Annotated in this window: 22 protein-coding genes; 3 read left to right on the top strand and 19 right to left on the bottom strand. The window is 44.6% G+C overall.

The features are described 5' to 3' along the window. Nucleotides 1-20: 20 nt before the first annotated feature. From FXV77_RS10620 to FXV77_RS10550, 16 genes are all read right to left on the bottom strand, one after another. Entirely contained in the window at nt 21-524 is a 504-nt protein-coding gene (locus FXV77_RS10620) for a hypothetical protein (RefSeq protein WP_148919204.1), read from the bottom strand. Further along, on the bottom strand, nt 514-1,761 hold the full coding sequence (locus FXV77_RS10615) for a hypothetical protein (RefSeq protein ID WP_148919203.1): 1,248 nt from the start codon (nt 1,759-1,761) through the stop codon (nt 514-516). Before FXV77_RS10615 ends, FXV77_RS10620 begins: the two co-directional genes overlap by 11 nt. Nucleotides 1,762-1,767: 6 nt before the next feature. Beyond that, complete coding sequence (locus FXV77_RS10610; protein WP_246162411.1) at nt 1,768-3,732, bottom strand: type II secretion system protein GspD; 1,965 nt, start codon at nt 3,730-3,732, stop codon at nt 1,768-1,770. 3 nt (nt 3,733-3,735) lie between these two features. Then, nucleotides 3,736-5,166: a GspE/PulE family protein gene (locus FXV77_RS10605; protein ID WP_148919202.1), complete on the bottom strand. Its 1,431-nt coding sequence runs from the start codon at nt 5,164-5,166 to the stop codon at nt 3,736-3,738. A gap of 22 nt (nt 5,167-5,188) precedes the next feature. Further along, nucleotides 5,189-5,683 carry a hypothetical protein gene (locus FXV77_RS10600; RefSeq protein WP_148919201.1) on the bottom strand — a complete coding sequence of 165 codons (495 nt, stop codon included), beginning with the start codon at nt 5,681-5,683 and terminating at the stop codon, nt 5,189-5,191. Nucleotides 5,684-5,685: 2 nt separating this feature from the next. After that, entirely contained in the window at nt 5,686-6,105 is a 420-nt protein-coding gene (locus FXV77_RS10595) for a type IV pilin protein (RefSeq protein ID WP_148919200.1), read from the bottom strand. Nucleotides 6,106-6,237: 132 nt separating this feature from the next. Next, nucleotides 6,238-7,119, bottom strand: a complete 882-nt coding sequence (locus FXV77_RS10590) for a hypothetical protein (RefSeq protein ID WP_148919199.1) — start codon at nt 7,117-7,119, stop codon at nt 6,238-6,240. A gap of 42 nt (nt 7,120-7,161) precedes the next feature. Continuing rightward, nucleotides 7,162-7,881 (bottom strand): hypothetical protein, encoded by a 720-nt coding sequence (locus FXV77_RS10585; protein ID WP_148919198.1) that lies wholly within the window; start codon nt 7,879-7,881, stop codon nt 7,162-7,164. A 177-nt stretch (nt 7,882-8,058) separates the two neighbouring features. Continuing rightward, complete coding sequence (locus FXV77_RS22120; RefSeq protein ID WP_187444096.1) at nt 8,059-8,229, bottom strand: hypothetical protein; 171 nt, start codon at nt 8,227-8,229, stop codon at nt 8,059-8,061. Next, nucleotides 8,219-8,416, bottom strand: coding sequence for a hypothetical protein (locus FXV77_RS10580; protein ID WP_148919197.1), 198 nt, complete (start codon nt 8,414-8,416; stop codon nt 8,219-8,221). The genes FXV77_RS22120 and FXV77_RS10580 overlap by 11 nt, the downstream gene beginning before the upstream one ends. 14 nt (nt 8,417-8,430) lie before the next feature. After that, on the bottom strand, nt 8,431-8,883 hold the full coding sequence (locus FXV77_RS10575; RefSeq protein WP_148919196.1) for a DUF5675 family protein: 453 nt from the start codon (nt 8,881-8,883) through the stop codon (nt 8,431-8,433). 11 nt (nt 8,884-8,894) lie between these two features. Next, nucleotides 8,895-9,527 carry a fibronectin type III domain-containing protein gene (locus FXV77_RS10570; protein WP_148919195.1) on the bottom strand — a complete coding sequence of 211 codons (633 nt, stop codon included), beginning with the start codon at nt 9,525-9,527 and terminating at the stop codon, nt 8,895-8,897. 207 nt (nt 9,528-9,734) lie between these two features. Next, entirely contained in the window at nt 9,735-9,989 is a 255-nt protein-coding gene (locus tag FXV77_RS10565) for a hypothetical protein (RefSeq protein WP_148919194.1), read from the bottom strand. A 337-nt stretch (nt 9,990-10,326) separates the two neighbouring features. Continuing rightward, nucleotides 10,327-10,611, bottom strand: a complete 285-nt coding sequence (locus FXV77_RS10560; RefSeq protein WP_148919193.1) for a MerR family transcriptional regulator — start codon at nt 10,609-10,611, stop codon at nt 10,327-10,329. Nucleotides 10,612-10,745: 134 nt separating this feature from the next. Further along, nucleotides 10,746-11,525 carry a LytR/AlgR family response regulator transcription factor gene (locus FXV77_RS10555; protein ID WP_148919192.1) on the bottom strand — a complete coding sequence of 260 codons (780 nt, stop codon included), beginning with the start codon at nt 11,523-11,525 and terminating at the stop codon, nt 10,746-10,748. Then, nucleotides 11,515-12,579, bottom strand: a complete 1,065-nt coding sequence (locus tag FXV77_RS10550) for a LytS family sensor histidine kinase (RefSeq protein ID WP_148919191.1) — start codon at nt 12,577-12,579, stop codon at nt 11,515-11,517. Before FXV77_RS10550 ends, FXV77_RS10555 begins: the two co-directional genes overlap by 11 nt. Before the next feature lie 330 nt (nt 12,580-12,909). Here FXV77_RS10550 and FXV77_RS10545 point away from each other — a divergent pair, with 330 nt between their 5' ends. The 3 genes from FXV77_RS10545 to FXV77_RS10535 all read left to right on the top strand — a co-directional run bounded on the left by FXV77_RS10545 (nt 12,910) and on the right by FXV77_RS10535 (nt 14,415). Continuing rightward, nucleotides 12,910-13,539, top strand: a complete 630-nt coding sequence (locus FXV77_RS10545) for a Crp/Fnr family transcriptional regulator (RefSeq protein ID WP_148919190.1) — start codon at nt 12,910-12,912, stop codon at nt 13,537-13,539. Nucleotides 13,540-13,640: 101 nt separating this feature from the next. Beyond that, nucleotides 13,641-14,129, top strand: coding sequence for a MauE/DoxX family redox-associated membrane protein (locus tag FXV77_RS10540; RefSeq protein ID WP_148919189.1), 489 nt, complete (start codon nt 13,641-13,643; stop codon nt 14,127-14,129). Further along, the gene (locus tag FXV77_RS10535) at nt 14,122-14,415 is read left to right on the top strand and encodes a hypothetical protein (protein ID WP_148919188.1); all 294 of its coding nucleotides are present in this window, start codon (nt 14,122-14,124) and stop codon (nt 14,413-14,415) included. The genes FXV77_RS10540 and FXV77_RS10535 overlap by 8 nt, the downstream gene beginning before the upstream one ends. 37 nt (nt 14,416-14,452) lie before the next feature. On the opposite strand, the gene FXV77_RS10530 is transcribed toward FXV77_RS10535, so the two are convergent. The 3 genes from FXV77_RS10530 to FXV77_RS10520 are packed head-to-tail and all read right to left on the bottom strand — an operon-like array spanning nt 14,453 to nt 20,503. Further along, the gene (locus FXV77_RS10530; protein ID WP_148919187.1) at nt 14,453-15,766 is read right to left on the bottom strand and encodes a TlpA family protein disulfide reductase; all 1,314 of its coding nucleotides are present in this window, start codon (nt 15,764-15,766) and stop codon (nt 14,453-14,455) included. 11 nt (nt 15,767-15,777) lie between these two features. Then, nucleotides 15,778-17,148, bottom strand: a complete 1,371-nt coding sequence (locus tag FXV77_RS10525; RefSeq protein WP_187444095.1) for a RagB/SusD family nutrient uptake outer membrane protein — start codon at nt 17,146-17,148, stop codon at nt 15,778-15,780. A 19-nt stretch (nt 17,149-17,167) separates the two neighbouring features. Further along, the gene (locus FXV77_RS10520; protein WP_148919185.1) at nt 17,168-20,503 is read right to left on the bottom strand and encodes a SusC/RagA family TonB-linked outer membrane protein; all 3,336 of its coding nucleotides are present in this window, start codon (nt 20,501-20,503) and stop codon (nt 17,168-17,170) included. Nucleotides 20,504-20,703: the final 200 nt, after the last annotated feature.

Genomic DNA, 20,703 nt, shown 5'->3' with positions numbered 1-20,703 from the left:
ATTGTATCATATTAAATTCGTTATTCTCGTACCGCCTTCACCGTCGCCAGCTTCACCTTATATCTCAATTGCTCCTTTTCCACATAAGCCTGGATAGATTTAATGAAGAACCGCTCTTCCAGTGCTTCCAATGCCTGTTGTAGGACGGAAAAAGAACCTTGTAGCACTAATTCTCTTTCCACGATATCGGTTGTCGATCCAACAGCTTTGTTCTCAAAACTTACACCAACCGGGTAGCTGTCCAGCACCTCGCCTACTTCGACTAATAAACGCGATATCCATTGTGTAGAGTCAGCGCTATAACGATCAAGGAGACTGTCTTGTACAGACACTCGTCCCTTCAACACAGGTACATGTACGGCATCTAGCTGATCACCTGCCATACCCTTGCTCAATTCGCGGTATCCTGCAATCAACCGGTAGGTTTTTCCGAAAGCAAGATACCAGGACAGCAACAATAGCAACAAAACCAATGCAAGCAACGCGCGGTTCTTTCTCCGATATGTCCAATCTTTAAAAAGCATAGGTATAATGTATGGTAACTACGAAATCCTTACCCGTGGCATTGGGTTTGTTTTGATCCACGAACCGGCTTATCTCTACCTGCTCTACCCACGGTCGGTGCCCCAATGTGCGTACCCAACGTTCCAGTTCACCCAATGTTAAGCATATTCCCGCTATCGAAATCTTATAGCGGTTATCGGCTTCACGCACTGTTCCTCCTAAACGGCGGGTGGTGTAGGGATTAATTTCTACCTTTTGCCAATCAATACCTTTCCGCCCCTCTATCGACTTGGCCAACTGATTTATGATCCATGACTTTTGTAATCCACCGTTCCAGCCGAGTTGAAGAAGCAATACATCATTATTTGCAACAGCAGCGGACAGTTTTTCTAATTCGTTTGCGTTTGAAAAATTTTCCTTCGTTTGGTAATTCATCGCTTCATACTTGTCCTGATAGTACATATACAACATCGTATTGACCATCAGCAGAACAAAAAGAACAATCAATATAGCTATCCCATTGGTTTTGAAGCGCTGTTTCTGCAAAAGTTCGTCAAAACGATCAGTAACCGTTGTCATATCAATCTGCAGGTTTGGCACGAGACGGTGCATGAGTACAGCGAATGCTGCCGCGTATGCCATAACAGAACGTTCCGTTATATCCGTACCTTGAACTTTGATAGCGTAAGTAGCTTTCAAACCCATTTCGTATCGATACGATTGCCATTGCCCAGTTTCGTTATCTCGTTGGATAACATGACCGTCAAAAAGATAGTTTCCACTATAACCATTCAGTTGATCCAAGATGTTGGCTGCTACAGCGGGACCGATAAAAACACGAACAACATCCAATTCCTTGCTCCAAAACGATTGTAGCATCTCTTCGAGCAATTCCTTTTTCATAAGAGCCAACCAACCTACTTCAACACCTGCGATATAACTATTTACGTATGTTTCTTCACTGTAGTTAGGAAACACAGAAAGTATATGCTCCAACGTTACGGTCTCTACTCCTTTCAATTGCTTAACCAGTACGCCTCGCCCCTGTAGATGGAGGGAAAGAGGCAAAGATCTTTTCCCCTCCAGATAACGGAATAGTTCCGCTTTGTCTGCACAAGATTTCTGCTCGACGATATCGATACTGTCGCCCTGCCGCTTGAGATGGCAAATATTAAACAGCGGTCCTTCGGAATCCAGCGTACAGCTGATCCCGATGACCTCCTTTATCGAATACAACTCTTCCAGACGTTTTAACATAACTATCTAATAAATAATCGTTGGCTTTATGAATACGACCGATACCACTTTGCGCACCGTCTTTTCCCTGCTGCTGAAGAGCCATTTCAGTACCGGAATACGAGAGAGCACAGGTACCCCGCTGCCATTACTACTATTTTCCATACGTTCAATACCGCCCAGAACAATCATATCCTCATTTCGCGCCCGTACGATGGATTCAAATTTACTTGTGGAAGTTGGTGGAGGGGAATCACCCGGTGGATTCCCAATAAAGTCCGTAATATCCACTTTAATATTTAAGGTAATCTGGTCATCCCCGGAAACTACAGGTCTTATATCAATATCCATATTCGCTTCCACAGGCGTAAACTGCTGGGTAACGATGGTCTGCGATTGGAAGGACGGGATAACATTTTGCGTCTCTGTTGTATAATATCGGGTACTACCTATACTCAGATTTGCTTTATGTCCGTTCAACGTCGACAGCTTGGGCACCGCCCTTACCTCCACGTTCTGGTTTTCCTCCAATGCCTTAAGCGTCAGATAAAAATTAGGCGACACCCTTCCCAGATTGAAAGAGTTGTTCCTTCCAATCTGCGATAGAAACCGGTTGACACCGCCAGCACCAAAGGTAAAATCTATTCCCTGTCCAAGCAGACTACCTCCAGTCGCAACAACACTATCCGCTATACCGGCACTAATCCCAGTCTTAACGGTATTTCCCTTTTGTATATCCAATATCGTAACCTCAATCAGCACCATCGGAACCAATTTATCCAGTTTCTGTATATAGCGTTCAATCTCCTTAATCTGGGGAGAAGAGCCCGATAACAACAGCATATTCTGCTCCTTAAACTCCTTGATTTCTACATCTCGTCGCCAGTCTGCCGGAATCATGGCGAGCACCGTATCAATCGACCGATGCTGTAATTGCACGATCCGGCTATCCCGCAACCCCTCCATCTTTCGATCACCGATCAGATAGGTATCTTTTTCTTTTCGAAACGTATAGGCCGTTGTCTGGAAAATAGTGGTCAAGAAATCTTCAAAAGAAATATCCCTTACATTCGCACTCACCTGTCCCTGAATAGGCGAATAGACAAAATAGTTGACTTCCGCGTCCTGTGCCGCCCGTTTGATCAGATCCGCAATAGGCGTATTTTCTGCCTGGATGGTGAAGCGTTTCCCTTCCTGTTGCATCTGCCCATATACCGTAAAACCACCGGGAGCTCCCATATGTTGCTGCATCCCCTCCATTCCTGGCGATTGCTGCGCTATGTTACTGCGATAGCGAACAGCCGTCTCTTTTTGCTGGTTGATAAACAGTTCCTCCCCCGGAATCAATGCTTCAAATACATATACACCATCCTGTGTCCTATTATATTTCAGGTTATTGGCAAAAGCCAATTTTTCCAGCGCCACTTCAAAAGGTGCAGCCGCCATGAAACCACTAACGGTCTTTTCCTGCAAAGCGACCGGAACCACAATATTCCTTCCCGACACACTCGATATAACTTGCGCCACCTCCACCAATCTATCGTTGTTCAATTCATAACCTAAACTAGCATCCGATGCACTGTATGTTACATTTATCTGTTTTTGTTGCGGAATCGGTTCGATTCCCTGCATCTTGCTGATGGACATGATCGATCCAATCACCTGTATATCCAAGGCATACGTTCTGCTCAGAAAGAGCAACACATTGAGGGCCGTCTCATCGCGGAAATTGTTTACGATCTGTGCATTGATGTCGGGTGCGACATTGATATTCAAACCGTTTGATTCCGCCAACGCCCGTACAAATTCCTGCAGGGAAACACCCGATACCGAAAGCTTTACTTTCTCGTTCAATCCCGGCACCATATATGTGAGGGACCGCAAACGGTTCTCCACCTCTTGATAACGTTGCTCTACATGTTGTTGTGCCATTGCGAAATGGATAAAACAACAGGCAAAATATAAAATGGCAATAATTTTTTTCCAGTTCATCTATCAATAATTGAAAAGCAAAGGGTATATTTCTTCTATGGTTGTTAGTTTTTGAGCAAAAAGTTCAAAGGCATTTTCGCCCAATGTCTTTATATTTCTTTCTTTTATGAGGTGGTCAACCTGCATATTTTCTTTTTTTATTTCTTCGGCCAGTTCGCGGTCCAGCGGTATAATTTCATACACGGCTTTCCGACCTTTGAACCCAGTATAATGGCACTGGCTGCAACCTGTTGCCACCGCGCGTTCCGTTACCACGTAATAAGGCTTAAATTGCTTAGGATAGTCGGCATTGTCCATAGGCTCCGTGCGCTTGCAGGCAGGACATAAAAGCCGTACCAAGCGCTGGGCCACCGTGGTGTTCAAGGTATTGGCGATCAAAAAACCGGGGATTCCCATATCGATCAGACGCGAAATGGTGCCCCAAGCCGAGTTCGTATGTATAGTAGACAGAACCAAGTGCCCTGTCAGCGCTGCGCGGATGGCCATATTCGCCGTATCGGGGTCCCGTATCTCTCCCACCATGATAATATCCGGATCCTGGCGCAGGAAAGTACGCAATGCAGCTCCAAAAGTCAACCCAATATTCTCGCGCAGCTGTACCTGGTTGATACCTTCTAATGTATATTCGATCGGGTCTTCAATGGTCAGGATATTCGTTGTATCCTTGTTGAGGTATTTCAGCGTCGCATACAGTGTGGTCGTCTTTCCTGAACCGGTGGGGCCACTGATCAGCAATATACCATTCGGTTTTTTCACACCATGTAGGTAGTTGGCCATATCGGTTTCCGACATGCCAAGCGATTCAATATCGATATCCGCCGCATTACTGTTCAATAAACGAAGGACAACTTTCTCGCCATGCAATGTGGGCAATACCGACACGCGGATATCGAATCGTTCGCCCTGCTTCTCATAATGAATTCTTCCATCCTGGGGTAATCTCTTTTCGGCGATGTCCATATTGGACATAATTTTAATTTTATTGACCAGCGCCGGGTAATCAGCCTTAGAAAGGGAATAGCGTTCCACCATCATCCCGTCGATACGGATACGCACTCGCCCACGGTCCTCAAAACTTTCAATGTGGATATCGCTGCTTTTCAATTGCCTGGCTTCCCAGATCAGACCATCCAAAAAGTTGTTGTCAAAGGCCAGGGATTTCACTTTTCTTTCTGCATCCGAATTTTCACTTTCGTAATAATAGCGCTGCAGGAGATGTTCAATTTCGGGTTCCGTCAATTGCACCAACCTAAATTCAAATTCCAGAACCATCCGTAATTCGTCCTCCAATGGTGGAACATCCTGATCAGTCAAGAGAAGTATGCTCCCCCCTTCTTTCAGAGCGGCGATGATACGATAATGCCGGGCCAATGGTCTTGGCAATTGCTTGACAATCGTTTCGTCAATAGTATATGGTATCTGTATAGACAACATGCGTATAGGTTAATAATAATATCTATCCGTTTATCGTTAGCTTTAAAGGAAATAGGTCAAAATGTACCATAGGCAAATACAGCATTAGACAGATAGCCTGAATACCCGCCAGCGGTATATGTTTGTCCTTCCCCTGCCACTTAAAGATAACTGGTGCAATGATCAAGGCAGCAATAAGGCTGATGATCAAGAAGGTGATATAGGTTGCTAAATCCAAGTACAACGCTACGCACACGAAAAAAAACACATCGCCCCAACCCAGATAGCGGTCGAACAGGAAAACCAGTTTCCTTTCTTTCAGCGATAGGTATACCGTCAATATCAAAAGGAGCAACAAGATGAATCCAACATTCCATATCACCATAGAAAGCGTATCCATCGTTCCTTTTAAGGCTATCGACAGCCCGCCAAGCCCTACAGATAGCACCAAGTACCACCATATGTGTACCATCCGCCACTTAAAGTCTTCCAGGGCTATACCACAAGCGCCTATCATCGCTATGACAAACCAGATCATAATTAGTCTGCTGTCACTTCGCGGAGGTTTTTATCCTGATCGATTTCCCAGACATTAAATGCTCCATCTCCGTCGAAATCAACTACGGCCGTAGCACGGGCAAGAAAACCTTTGTTATCTGCTTGTACAATTTCAATACGGTAATTGGCTTTTCCGTCATTTCCCTCGGTCGTCAGCTTTTCCTGTATGAAGCCGATCTCTTCCAGATCCACGGCGTACTTGGACCTTTCATAAAAATAGTTTTTCTGAAGTGTCTGTACATGTTGTAACTGCATCTTCGCCTCGGTACTCTTCGCTTTCGTGATTAAAGGCATTAGGTTTGGTAGCGCTAACAACACGAGGATACCGATGATGACCAGTACGACGAGTATTTCTGTTAGGGTATACGCTTTTAGGCGTAATTTATGGATTTTACACTTCATAACTTTAAGGATAATTAATGCCTAAACGTACAAAAAATATATAAAATATAGAAAGTTAATTAAACAATTATTAGATAAAACCCTAGATTAGAACACTATATAATCAAAATCATCACTTATTTCAATTTGTAGTTACTCTATAGCATTTTTGCTTTCCAGTGCTTTAATCCGTGTATTCTGCTCCCTGATCGTTTTATTCGCCTCAATCATATACAGCGTAAGTTCCTCAATTTTTTGAAGTAAATCAATTTGAAAGTCGCCGACATTCAAAGGAGTTTCTTTCATCTCACTAGCTGAGAGAATCTCCGGCAAATGACCGTGTTTCGAAATAAATTCCGCCACGGAATCGAGCGACATCAAAGGATATCCTTTTTCAAAAACATGATCCGCCGTTTTCTGTGTATTAACGCGAATCTCGTGCGCCCGCAAACTCCCAACGATATCAACTCGATATTCGGGTGTTTGTGTACCTATACCAATTCTTGATTCATTCAAGTAACGATAGGATCGGGTTTTATCAAATTCTCCCTCCTCGATTTCCGACACCGCCATGCCGTTCATAATATTCTGCAACGCAGCAGCTGTGGAAGACAGTATTTTGACTCTTACTATCAGCTCATTTCCAGTAGACGCCAAATGGTAGATAGGGATACGCGATTGTACTGGATCGAAATCTCCTATACGCCACTGCGTCGCAAGTGGATCAGAAGCCTGTACTATCTCAAAAGATTGGTTAAGATAACCACTTGGCTGGCCGTTGTAGACGATATCAATACGCTTGGTTAACGAGCCACGGTTCAGCTGGTTGTTGTATCCCCCAGTCAACTGAATATCTATACTGCCCCAGAGACGATTACCAGGCGAGATATTGATATAACAAACGCGGTTAGCTTCTTGATTAGGAAACTTAACCATAAAGGATTTTTCCATACTGTACTGTCCGAAACTCCATAAGGGCACGGACATCAACAGCATAAATAGGAATGAAAATAAGAGAATATTTTTTTTATTCATTTTAAGGCTAATTATATTATGGCGTTCGATTTAAATCTCCTTTTATCTGCTAGCGAGTTCAGCTTCTACTTCATAGAGTCGCTTTTCCAGTGCATCCATCTTTTTCTCCTTCTCGATCAAATGTAAAGTCAATTCCTCCACTTTCTTTAGAAGCAAGAGATTCATTTCGCCCAAATCGAGTCCGTTCTGATCAATATCCTTTGCCGATGGAATTTCTGGAAGGTGCTTATGTTCTTTTACATAAGTTTCAATATCTGATAGGTTAGTCAGTTTATAATCAGGTTCAAAAACATAATCTGGAACAGCGATATTATTGGTTACTTTAATCTCTTTGGCGAGGATATTACCCTCTACGGCAAGTTTTGCCTTAGGACTGTTGGTGCCAATACCTACATTCCCTCCGCCGGTTATGGTTACCCTTGTTTGGAATGCACCACCAACTTTACCAGCTTGAAAGTATAAATTTCTATCTGTAGCATCTTCACCTGTTGGAGATACACGAATAAAAAGATGTTTCATGTTCGTCCCAGGATCATTTGCAGTAATATAACTACCTGTACCATCTGCTGAAATTGCGAGGTAGTTTTGCCCGCCAGTTAGTCTTTGAAAACGAACATCACCTCTGACATGTAGTCGTTCCATCGGATTTGATGTTCCAATCCCCACGTTTCCAGATGTCGGAAATACATTACTCTGGCCTTTTGCAGATAGCCCTGCTGATAGAAGCAATCCCAGAAAGAATGCACGAAAGCAATTTGACATGCGTAGTTAGTTAAGGTTAATATTTTTCCAGTTTGTTAATTAGGTAAAAGTAGCCATTTCTATCGAAAACCTTATATTTTAGTGTTTAAATTTTCAATAACTCTTTATTAAAATAAAAAAGCTCCCGAAAACTAATGTCTCCGAGAGCCTTTTACTACTATCTTATAAAAACTTTACTCAACGCCGCCTGCGCAATCTCCTACCGTCCAACAATCTACTGACCAAATAGCTCACTGTTGCACCCACAGCAGCTAGCACAGCCGTATGTACCATATTCCCCCAGTCGAAGCTGCTCCATACCGAACAGACGGTACCGCCAAGCGTTCCAAATTGTACATTAGTCATCATCCGCATTACCCCCCTCCTTTCCTTCCGTTTGAGGAGAATTTTCTTCCTCTCTGTCTAATACCGTCTCCATTATTCCCAGACCCACCGCGATGTATTTTAATACATTCAACGCCTTTACCGGCAATTTTATCGGAGCCAGCAGTATCACCTGTACTGCCTGGCTAATTTTTGATATTAACTTTTTCATCTTTTTTCTTCCATTTATAACACATCACTTATAACCAGATATACCGCTCCCTTTTCCATCATGGCACTCAACCTTTTATAGACTGTTTTATAGGCCTTTTCAGATTGATGGACCTCGTAATCACCGAAATTCTTGTCATATCGCATGGTGTTACCGATCAGTAGACAGCCTGCCGTGTTCGCATGGGTATTGCCCTTGTGAATATAGACATATGAGAAATTCGGGATCCCTGTCAGTTCGATCATCCCCTTGTGAAACTTTGGGTACCAGCGTTTATATCGTCCGTTCATAGAACCGTAACGGTTGAACGCCAGCTTATACCGACCCGCCGGAATAGCGGTACTGCCTGGGATTTTTTCCTCGCGTATCAAATCTTCCAGCCCATAACAGACAAACTCACCGTCGATATAAAGTTCAGACAGGGTACTGTTCTTCCCCTGCCTGATACGTTTTACATGGATTTCCATGTCACTCTCCACTATCGCGTAATCAACGATACCGGTTCACTCCAGTCGCCTGCTCCCTTATTGTTGCGCGCGCGCACGCGGGCATAAACACGTTCTCCCGGCGTTAAGCCATTGATGTAATTTAACCGGGAGTTGGTGGTACGGATGATTTCGCCCCAATCAGGGGTCCCGTCTCCATCCAACAATGTGGTATAGCTATACTCGTACTCCCATGCCGTGCGCAGCGAACCGAACACCAATCGCATTTCTCCACTTACGTTACCGTCGAGCAGCCGGATATCGCGTGGGATCCCCGGTATTTTTCTCGCTGTAGGGCCGGATACCAGCTCGAATCCCGAACTTGCCAACATCTCCCGGTTGCCATCGGCCAGCATGTTGACATAGAAAGCCATTTCTTTCATTGCCAGTGCCAACGCTTTCTTAGCATTGTCTTTTGCTTCTCTTTCCAGCCGGCTCCCGCCATTGCTGGCTACCTCATGTTTTTCCCGGTAATCGTTTACCAAAAGGGCGTAAGCGTCCACAGCGGGGCGCGGATCGGGAAAATTTTCATTGTCGGTCATCGCCGCCAGCGTGCGACCTGCTAACGTTGACAGGGAATAGTCATCCCATTTTTCATAGGCTAAGTATACTGTTGCTTTTCTCATGTTCTTATTTTTTTAAATTGTCCAGATTATTTTTCTTTTTCTTTCCGGAAGCTACCGCTCCATTTCTCCTTATAGGAGGTCCTCTCGGACGGCTTATTATCGTTTGCATGCCCAAATATGAGCGGTGCAAAACGCCGTAAAGAGAAAACGCGCAACGCCGTGCAACAAACAACAGAAACCGCGCAACAAACTACAGGAATGCATCCGTCAGGCCCCGGACGCTACATAGAAACCAGCAATCTCCACCTCGAAAAAGCCGGCTACCGCATAGAGATAACGTACTTCCACATAGAAGTACGCAACTTCCATGTCGGTGTAGCGATTTTCGGAACAGAAGCTTGCTGCTTCTTGATATTGACACGCAAAACCTAACAGGGTACATGCGGGCGCTATGTAGAATTTCCGCGCTCCGGCATAGAGATAGTCAACTGCCAGCCATCGATAGCGTATCTCTACATACAAATAAAAAGAAACTATGTGTCTCGGGCGTATTCCGGGAAAGGATCCGGGAATTCCCGGATAGCGGCAGCGAAGTCATAGACGGCTATATGTTACTTCTATACTTCCGTCGGTTGCTTCCGCATCGCAACAGTTTATGGCTATATAGCTATAACATATCTTCATATGAAGAGAAACGGATTCAACGTAACATTCAGGTATCCCTAACCGAGTGTGGTCAACTTTAAGACAGCTATAACCTAGTTCCATATAAAACTACATCTCTTCCACCAAACGATAGCGAAATGCTATGCCGCGTTACGCAGCTTCCACCCGATAGCTGAAAGTTTATAGATAGAAATTAGACCTTCCCCTTCGGAATGGAGTACCATATCTTTGCGGCTTCTACCTCACGTCTGGAAAGGCGGATCTGACCATTTCTGTCGTAATCAGTCAGCTCACCTTCCTCCCTCATCTTCGCTATTTTCCAGCGGCTTACGCCAAGGATTCCCTCCGCCTGCTTTATGGTGATCAGCTCTTCTTGGGGAAGTCTATCCGGTCTGGCATTTCCTTCGCGCTTTACGTTTTCTTCTTCGGATGGAGTTGGTAAGTGCTGCGAAAGCTCCGCCAGACACCGCTCCAGCAATAGGTTGGTCGTCCGCTGCTGCTCGACCAGCTGCCAGAAAAGAGAAAACATATCGAACCCTTCCGAGGTACCTAATCGGCTCTCAATCCGGTTCTGTGTCTTCGATATTTCCTTCAGCAGCTGGATGAGCATAACTATCCCAATCTCCTCCCTTCGTAATTATCATCGTACCACTGGTAAAAAGCGGGATAGGCTTCGCGGCCACCTAATTCGAGTTTTTCCTGACAGCCCCTGACATAAACATCATCTCCTTGGCGGTATTCAAAATGGTCCAGCGATATGGCCGCTTGAAGGCTGATCCGTACAAAGACATTGCGCGGTAAAAATTCCATAAATCCCGACAATGCCTTTTCGTGAGTCTCTATCCGTCCGTCAGCCAAATAAACCGTGCATATCTTATCGCTGACAGTTATGGCCGAAATGTGGTCAAATATGGTAGGCGATACCCTTTCCGAGTCCGATTCCTCTGCCAGCAGCAGTCTACGCCCGCCGTTGAGGTCATCCACTGTCGGGACAATCTGCATTTTCCTTTTGAAGGCTGCTATCGTATCGACCAGATCATCATAGCTCAGCGGTTTCTCCAAAAAGTGGGAAACACCATGCTTAAAACATGTCCGCGGCGTGGGATTATAACCCGAACACATGACGACGAACAACGGTCTTACAGTCGGATCAGCGGGTTCCACCAGATGCTTGATCTGTTTCATCACCTGGAATCCGTCCAGTACCGGCATATCGATGTCCAGCAGCACGATGTCAAAATGTTTCTCCAGAAGAAGTTTCACACCCTTGGTTGCACTGGCCGCTACCGCTGTTATCTTAACGTCAGGTATCAGGCCGATCAGCTGTTTGGCAAACTGGATGAATTCCTTGTCATCGTCCAGCAGGAGGAGCTTAATTGTTCTATTTCCCATGGTTGTTAGGATTTAGGTTATCAATACGTAAATAAAGATAGAAGCAACCATCGATCGTATCGGTATGTAGTGTAGCCAAGTTTCCGTAGATCGCCTTCAGCAGCTGCCGCATATGCTGTAATCCCTGCCCGCCATCCTGCACTGCCCAACCGGGAGTTTGCCGAACCCCGTTCATACCGATGACATGCAACGACGTGTCTTCCACTCGCACCTCCAGGAGCGCTTCATCTCCTCCGGGAAGTACCTCGCCATGCTTGATCATATTTTTGGCAATACTGAGCAGCAGCATCGGGGGAACCTGCAGTCCGCTTACACAGCCGCTGACCTGCAGGCCAACGCGGTGGCCTTCTTCCATGGCAAGCATATTGCGTACCGCCGCAATTTCCGCTTCCAGTGGTGCCAGCTTCCTCACAGGAGCAAAATGGTTTACCGTGCCGTATTTCACCAGGTTGCTCAGATGGGCCAGCTGGACGGGCTTCAGCCGTCTATTGGATACTAGCCTTTCAAAAACAAGGTGCATCAGGTTATTAAAAAAATGCGGCACCAATTGGTTAAAGCCGGCGAAAGTGGCAACAGGAACGATAAGGTCGGGCCAGTAGCGGGAGAGCCATACATCCAGCTTTTCGAAAAGCAACTTTTCGGCAAAATAAAAGATCACGCCGTATTTTGCCAGGTGGATATACCATGGTGCAAAAAAGAGAAGATAATTCCATACGGTATGTTCTGCCGCATGGTCAACGATCTCCGTGGACAGCTTATTCTCCGAGCCGATGAACAAGGCATATCCAATCGCGCCAATAACCGAGAATCCGATAAAAAAACCAAAAGTAGCGAGCAAAGGCTTTTTATGCCGATACGCCAACACCAATAGATAATATATCTGATAGGCGATGCCGATTCCCACCCCACCTATCAGAAGCAATGTAAGTGTGTGCATGACGTTGGTTCCTCCCGGCCGCCAGTTGAGTGCAAAGAAAACACTAAAATAAAGGATACAGAAAGAACAGTGGACAAGCGCACGGCGCCTCTCCAAAAAAAAGATTAAAAGCTTCATAGTTTATATCGATTAAGTAAAAAAATAATGACATTTATATCCAAGTTTATAGCCGCCGATAGACGGCATATGTATACACGATGTTTTTCAACGTATTGGTTGTCAATGCTAATTTCAAGAATTTATTTATCAAATCCCAATAAAAGTGTACATCGTATTTCCAGCGTTATGAAATTTTTTATATCCCATTCTACAGGGTTCATACGCAAGATCGCAGGGTTCACACCCGAAAAAGTACATCCTGCACTTTGATTTTTTATTGTATCGGCGGTTTGGGAAATTAGAGAGGAAAGGACGATGGGTGCGAAGGATTGACCAGATAAATGAAGTATGCCGGCTATACGAAAGAATAATAAGGGGTTTAGATTGCTGTTCGAATTTTGGTCTAAGTACCATCAACTCGACGCTTCCCATATCGCATGGGCACGCACCCATGTAGGGATAGTTCCGGTAAGGCGAGGTCAAGTACTACATCGTGTCGGTGAGAAGCGGAGGATGGTATTCCTGGTGTGTGAAGGGTTGCTCGCCAGGGTAGACTATATAGAATTCAAGGAGAGGATAAAGCGAAAGATTACAAGTATTGCCCTACCTCATTTCGCACTGACGAGTACGAGCCATCTTTATAGCCGTACGCCGACCAGCGGAGATATTGTAGCACTCCGGTCGGGTATTGTTATAATCATTCCCTACGATGCCATCATTTCCTTTAAAGAGGATGATCCCGCCGTAGAGACCCTTATCGATGTACTGACCAACAGGAAGAAGCGGCAACTGGAAACGTACCTCAGGGTCATCCACAGCACCTCTCCTTTTCAGCGCTACCTTTTATTCGACAGGCTGATGCCGGAAATAAGACGCGTTACCAACCAGAACGAACAGGCGGATTTTCTCGGTATTTCAAGAAGGACCGTACAAGAGGCTAGTTATTTCCTGCTGACCGGAAAAAGACCCAAAAAATAGCCCCACCAATGGGGCCTAAAATCTACTTTTTCTGTTTCGATATTTGAAAAGTAGAAAATGTTTAACTGCTACATGCATGTCGACACATAAAAGTGAAAGTAATGACAAATAAAGCAAAGCACATAAAAACGATGACGATAGAAGGGATACGGATATTGTTGATAGCGCTGTGGGCCTATACAGCCGCGATGAAACTGGGAAACATGGATCGAAACCTAGACTCCATGCACAAGCAGTTCTTTCCGGCCTATATCGGCGATATTTTGGCTTACCTTATACCGGTCATGGCGGTCTTGAGCATTGTGTTCTTATTCTACAGTATAAGAACAGGCTTTCTGCTCTCTATCGGTTTACTCGCATCCTTCACGGTATTTATTCTTGTTGCGTTCGCGGATATATTCCCTGGGCAGACCTGCGCCTGTGCAGGGATATTTCCAACGCTGGGCTATGTTTTCCATTTAGGGTTCAACATCGTGATGCTCGGTGTCGCCGTTACCAGCTTGATATTATATAACAAACAAACACGCGGGGAAGCCGAAAACCGCTACCAGAGTAGGCAATACAAACTATTTTATAAACAACATGATTAAAAACATCATGAAAAACAATTCCACTTTTTGGGGAATAATGGCAGCAACTGCTATTATGTTCTCCGCCGGCGCTGGTTACGCCGGTTCAAAAAATATTCAAACCGCTACGCATTACAATTCGACACCGCTGGATGCACCAGATCAGACGCCTAATTGGGAACCTATCGTACCAGGTGGTGACGGTAGTTTGTCGTGTGAGTCTAATCCAAATCGTGATTGTAAAGCGATGCAAGACAGCCAAGGGAATTTCATCGTTCTCGAAACAGGAAATTATCCCGGTCTTTAAGAGAAAAGGGGCGTATTGCACGCCCCCTTTCTTATACTTATCTATCGATTATTACCAAACAGTTATGATGTACCAGTTTTCTCGATACCCTCAGCCCATACTTTGCTAAGGCTTTATTGAGTCCCTCTTCTGAATACAAATCACCGCACAGATCTATATCTATGTCATTTGTGATACCCGTATGATCGACCACAGCTATCTGTTTATACCTATAAAAAATAGCTTCCAGGGTTGTTCTAAAACCTCCCATGGTGCCATTACGGACACGAACACAATAATCCTCTATATTATATGAAGGCATTGAAAAACCAGTTGTTTCTAATTGTTTTGCCAGGTTCCTATCCGTACATTCTAATACTAGACAGGTGTCTAACCGTGTCTCTATGGAAGGAATGAATTGAGGAAACTCAAACCTTAAATCTTGTTGCATCTTATCGAAGAGATCCATCGGTAAATCTTCCCTATATCTAATTTCATAACAAAACGATCTATTTTCAATTATAGGGCGTGCTTTGCTACCCGACACATCTGTACGTATCAATAGTGTATCCTTCGAGTTTATCTCTACAGCTCCATCATTAATGTACGTTTTCATTTTTCCGAAAGCCAAACGGTATAATGACATCAGATTCATATTGGTAACGGTAATTCTACGGTATCCAAACGAATCAATCACAGATTGATATCCGCCATTGTACCCCAGCGCAGGGTTGAACTTCGTAAAAAAAGAGTAACCCGACATTGCTGAAGATAGGCGATTACCTTGCTCTCCCGATAGCAAGTCAAGTAAAGACGTTTTGCTTCGGTCATATAACGCTAAAGTACGATCTACTTTTTTAGGTAAAGTAGGATATTCTCCACACAAAGCAATTTCTACTTGCTCAAGGTTAACCTCTTCTGTAATCGCGACCACTCGATTATCTTTTATCCAAACATAATGTGGAATAATACGATGCGGAAACAATGAAGACAAAACAGTATCGGCGAATAGCTTTGGAGCATTTGAAACATATTGTCCCTGATCGGTACGCTTTTTTAAAAAATTCAATACCCGCTCTTTATCTTCATAGGTTACAGTAATTACCTCCATATCGTTGGGGTATTGCTCAACAATGCTGTCAAGTTTCGGCATCGCCGCTAGACAGGCACCACACCATGTCGCCCAAAAATCAATAATGATTAACTTTTCATTACTCAGTTTATTAACGTTCATGGATCGGTCTGTACGGTCATAAATGTCGTATAAAACAACTTCAGGCACCTCATCTCCCACGTCAACGTTGACGAGTTCGCTTTGCGCTTTCAGTAAAATAAAGGCTAAAATCATCGATATTGTTATCAAGTATCTCATATTTTTATTTTTTATTTCCGGACATTCTGCTCTATCCCCGATATCTGGATTTCATCCAGTGGTATCGTGAAGGTGTAACGACTACTGTTAGCGGGAAGCTCGTATTGTTCTCCGTTATAGACTCTCGTCAGGTCAACTTGCGTTTCACTATCCCGATTTATTCTTTTCAGGTCTGTCCAGCGCGTTCCCCTACCCACCAGTTCCTTTTGCCGCTCTTCCAGTATCCAGTAGAGCAATTCCTCCATACGGTCTGGAATATCGACAGTGACATCGTTGTATACGAACCGGTTGCTCAACAGTTCCTTCATCACGTTGATTCCCTCTTCCAATCGATCTAGCCGTATGAGGCTTTCCGCTTGAATCAGATAAAGTTCATCAATTGCGAGTCCGGTAAAATGATAAGACGATGCACCAGAATACGTCCCTGTATATAGTCTTTCGTCGTTAAAAAACACCTTTTTACGAAGATCATCATCACTATATCTGCTGTACACCTGTTCAGCCCCTTCAATGCCTGCTATAGCGACCAACGGGACATTGGAGCTCGTAAAGAATATAATTTCCGGATGTGACAAAAAGTTGAACTTGGCAAAAGGCAAAGGATCAGTCAGTGAAAGCATATTGTAATCCAGCAATGTTTTGTCGAGTTCCAACGCGTACTGCACATGCAGTAAAGCTGCCTCAAAATCACCTAAGTTTAGATAAACCCGCGCCATTAAAGCATAGCCAGACTGTTTACTTGGCCGTGTCTTGATGGAAGATCTTTCGGGTAAATGTAAAACCGATTCTTCTAAATCCGTAAGAATAAAATTGTAGACATCCTCTATGGACGCCCGTTCGATAGATTGCGGATAGGTACTTTTGGTAAGAATAGGTATACCAAGCTGATCATTGCGCCTGTTATCATACCCTTCTGCGAAATCCTGAAGCAACTGATAATGCGCCCATGCACGAAAAAACCGCGCCCTGCCATATAACTCCTCCCATGATGCTCGGTTATCGTTGCCCCTACTCATTTCTTCCAATGTCTCCATCGCGATGTTAGCATACATTATTTGTTGATAAGGTAGATCCCAAGAGGCGGTATGTAGATTTGTCGGGTCAATCGTTACATTCCAGAGATATAAATTTCTTTGTACTTCTGGTATCGACGCCACCTTAGCATCCGTATAATAGAAATCACCGTCTGAAATCAGACGAGAATAATCTGTACGGTTCATTACATTTGCATGATCCAACAGGGCAGTAATATCTTGGAGCGTTTCGACAACGACCTGTTGCTTTTGGGGCTTTACCTCCAGGAACGTTCTGGAGCATGCTGACAACTGTAGTACTGTCAGCAGCACAAAACAGTAGTATATATTATGGTGGAACTTCTTCATTGTTTTCGGTATTAAAGGGTTAAAGAATAGCATTTATGCCGATACTCCATGTTCGGATCGGTACGTAATCCACATGAGCATAATCGGGGTCATATCCGGTATCTGATCTCCTCCAGAGCAGACCGATATTATTGGCATACATGTATAAATTCAGACGTTTTAGCCATTGATTTGTCTTCTTGCCAGCAATAGGCAAATCGTATTCGAGACGTATGTCCTGCAATCGAATATGATCCGCTTTGAAAATTCTAGCTGATGAGTAAACATAGATCTGCTCGCGGGGAGTATTGACCTTATCTTCAAACGAAGGAATCTGTGTATACTTTTCATCTCCCGGGCTTTGCCACCTTTTATCAAAATCGCCATGTGTAGCTATACCATTCAGCAGATTGTAATAACTGAGTGTTTCTTTCTTAAAATAGTGTCCACCCTTATAAGTGATATTGAACGATAATGCCAAGCCCTTATATTCGAAGGTATTTCGGAAAGATCCGTACCTTGATGGTCTGACCGGTCCGTGGTAAATCAGTCCGTCCATGCTTACCGATCTCATAATTTCACTATAATCTTTTGATGGTTCTCCGTGAAGATAGCCTATCGGATCGCCGTTCTCCGGATCGAGCCCTCCCCAGGGCAGACTATAGAGCGCCCACAGAGGGCGTCCCTCTATCGGATAGGCTGTAAGTCCATCTGAGCTACCCATTACATTCAGCGGCACCAACGGCGGCCCATCATAGCTTACAATCTTATCCCGCACTGTATTGACCAATAACTGGTTACTCCATTTAATTTTTCCTTTAAAAGGCACTGTATTCAGTACGAATTCAAAACCTCTGGCATTGGTTTGGCCAAAGTTTCCGGTAATCCTTTTGATCCCGGCCGTACCGGGGGATGGAATCGTACCGATTACATCATCGCCATCCTTATTGTAATATTCTGCCGAACCGGAAACGCGACCCTTCCATAATGAAAAATCCACTCCAAAATTGGTTGTCGTTACCTTTTCCCATCGTAAATCAGGATTCCGCGGCGTTGCAATATTTGCAAATGGCAATTGTGTTAGCGGGTCTTGCGCGTTATAATAAGCCGTGGTATATGCCGTCAGGTTTCTACTTATATTCCCCGCGCGACCGTATGTTGCACGGAAGTGCAGGCGATCCACAGTTTCGGAACGGAAAAAGCTTTCGTTTGCCAGGTTCCACCCGACACCAAGAGAATACAACGGAACACGTTTTTGGTTGGTATTTACGCCGAACAGATTACTTTCGTCAAAACGTAAACTTCCGGTAAACGTATACCGCTGATTATATGCATAGGAAACGTTGCTGAAAACAGAACGGAAACGATCTATTGTTCCGGTTTCATTATCCATAAAGGGTATGAGATTGTAAGCACTGTATGGATTGAAATAAGCAGTATAATAATCCTTGTAGTTTACCGACTGGCTTGCGCCCACCCGGTCATCGTACCCATAGGAACGTCTCCTATCGGTATCCATCTGTTGGTCGCGGATTTCGTAGCCGAAGATACCGTTGAGCTCGTGCAAAGCATTAAAATTATAATTGAAATCAGTCTGTAGACGGATGTTGTGTGCCTGGGAGCGTACATTATCGAGATCCAGTATACCGCCCATCGGTATGGGATAGGAAAGTGTACCTGTAGTAGCGTTCCGCTGCGTCAGCCGGTTTATCTCATTGCGCGCATAATAGCTGTCCAGATTATACAGTTGCCTGTTGTGCATATTGCCTGTCCAATATTGGTACTGGGCATGTATATTGATTCCCTCCATTAATTTATAGCGAATCCCGGCGTCCATCCGCAGATCGTTTCCTCTAGAGGTTCTGTCATTGTTGTCTCGGTCGCGAATAGGCACATAGGACCAGTCCAGCAGCCCGTCGTTTACTATCGACTCTAAATACCCTAACCGGTAGTCCTTTGTTACCGGCAAGGGGTTTCCCTGTTCATCGGCAAGCCTCGCATAGGGAAATATGGTAGATGTCCGTATATTCCGGTATCCCATGTAGGTAATCTCTGTCATACCGTTATTTTCGTTCCGTTGCGAGGTCAGCGAAGCCTGTCCTGAAAGCTCCAGTCTGTTATCCAATAAAGACCAGGTGTTTCCGATGGTACCGCTGAAACGGTTTCCGATATTACCGATCACTTCGGTCTGGTTACGGTCGTAACCGATGGAGGCGTGATAACGATTCCTGCCGCTATTGCCCTGCGTACGAAAGGCATATTGCTGCATGATCGGCGCCCGGTAGAAATACTTTTCGTAGTCCGAACGGATATCGTATCCTTTCAGCTTCTCGATCTCCCGCTCAAGCTCGTCATGGCGCTCGGGGTAATCACGTTGTTGGATAAACAGTTCGACAGCAGGGTTCAGCGGCGTTCTGGATACCGAGTTCTCGTAGTTGGTATAAAAGCCACGGTCGAACAGCATGCGTTCAATATCGATAAAATCACCACTTGACATCAGCGGCTGGTAATGCAGGTCCGGCGTATGGCCTACGGTGGTATTCACATTTGCCTCGACCTGCGTACCGTCTTGGTTACCGGCTTTCTTTGTCGTGATAACGATTACCCCGTTACCCGCCCGCGCACCCCAGATACTGGCAGCCGCCGCATCTTTCAGCACGGTGATGCTCTCCACGTCGTTTGGATTGATGTTGTTGATATCACCTTCGTATGGAAAATTATCTACGATCACGAGCACGCGGGCATCGGAATGTATCGTGTTCTGTCCCCTTATACGCATCTGTGCAGCGGCTCCTTTTCCATTGTTGAATATCAATCCCGGCGTTACGTCCGCCAAGCGGTCAAGAACGTTGTTGGATACCCGCCTGTTGAACAGCTCGTTATCGATCTGCACAAAACTGCCTGTAGCACGTTCCTTTGGCAATTGCTGATAGCCGGTACTGACTACTTCCACGTCATCGATCTGGTTTTCGAGTGGATCCAGTGATATGGTTAAATAGGTAGTCTCTTCATCATAGGCAATAGATTGTTGTTTATAGCCGATGTGCTTAACTTCTATTGTTCCGGTGCTATTTGATAGGATGATACGGAACGTTCCCTTGTCGTCGGTACTGGCTGAGCGTCTATCTACACGAATGGAAACGTCCTGGACGGGTTCGTCGTTGGCCGAAGACCGTACCTCTCCTTCCAAGACTCTTTTTTGCCCTTCGGCAGTCCGCGATTCCGCGGACTGCGCCCAGGCTTCTGATAGATTAAACAAACAAATAGATATCGCGACGCTAAACAGCGTTCGGCTTCGGTTATTTCTTGATTTGAAAAGGCGGAATAGATATCTGAAAAAGGTCAGTCCTCTCCCACCCTCGTAAAAATTGTTCATTTTGAGGTTGTTTATGGTGTGACCTAAGCTGAACCTAGATTACACAGTTAGTAAAATTGTTTTGAAAGGAATGCGATGGAAACGCTTTGCAAATTGGTATGTAACGGTTAGTATATCGCATTCTTTGAGAATGTCCGAATTAACTATCTAATTAATCGGGGGCTGAAATAATATTTTTATATCGTTGTTTTCTTAGATTC

Source organism: Sphingobacterium phlebotomi (assembly GCF_008180195.1).
GTDB lineage: Bacteria > Bacteroidota > Bacteroidia > Sphingobacteriales > Sphingobacteriaceae > Sphingobacterium > Sphingobacterium phlebotomi.
The sequence above is the reverse complement of the archived record's forward strand: the minus strand, read 5'-3'. Positions and strand labels throughout refer to the sequence as shown.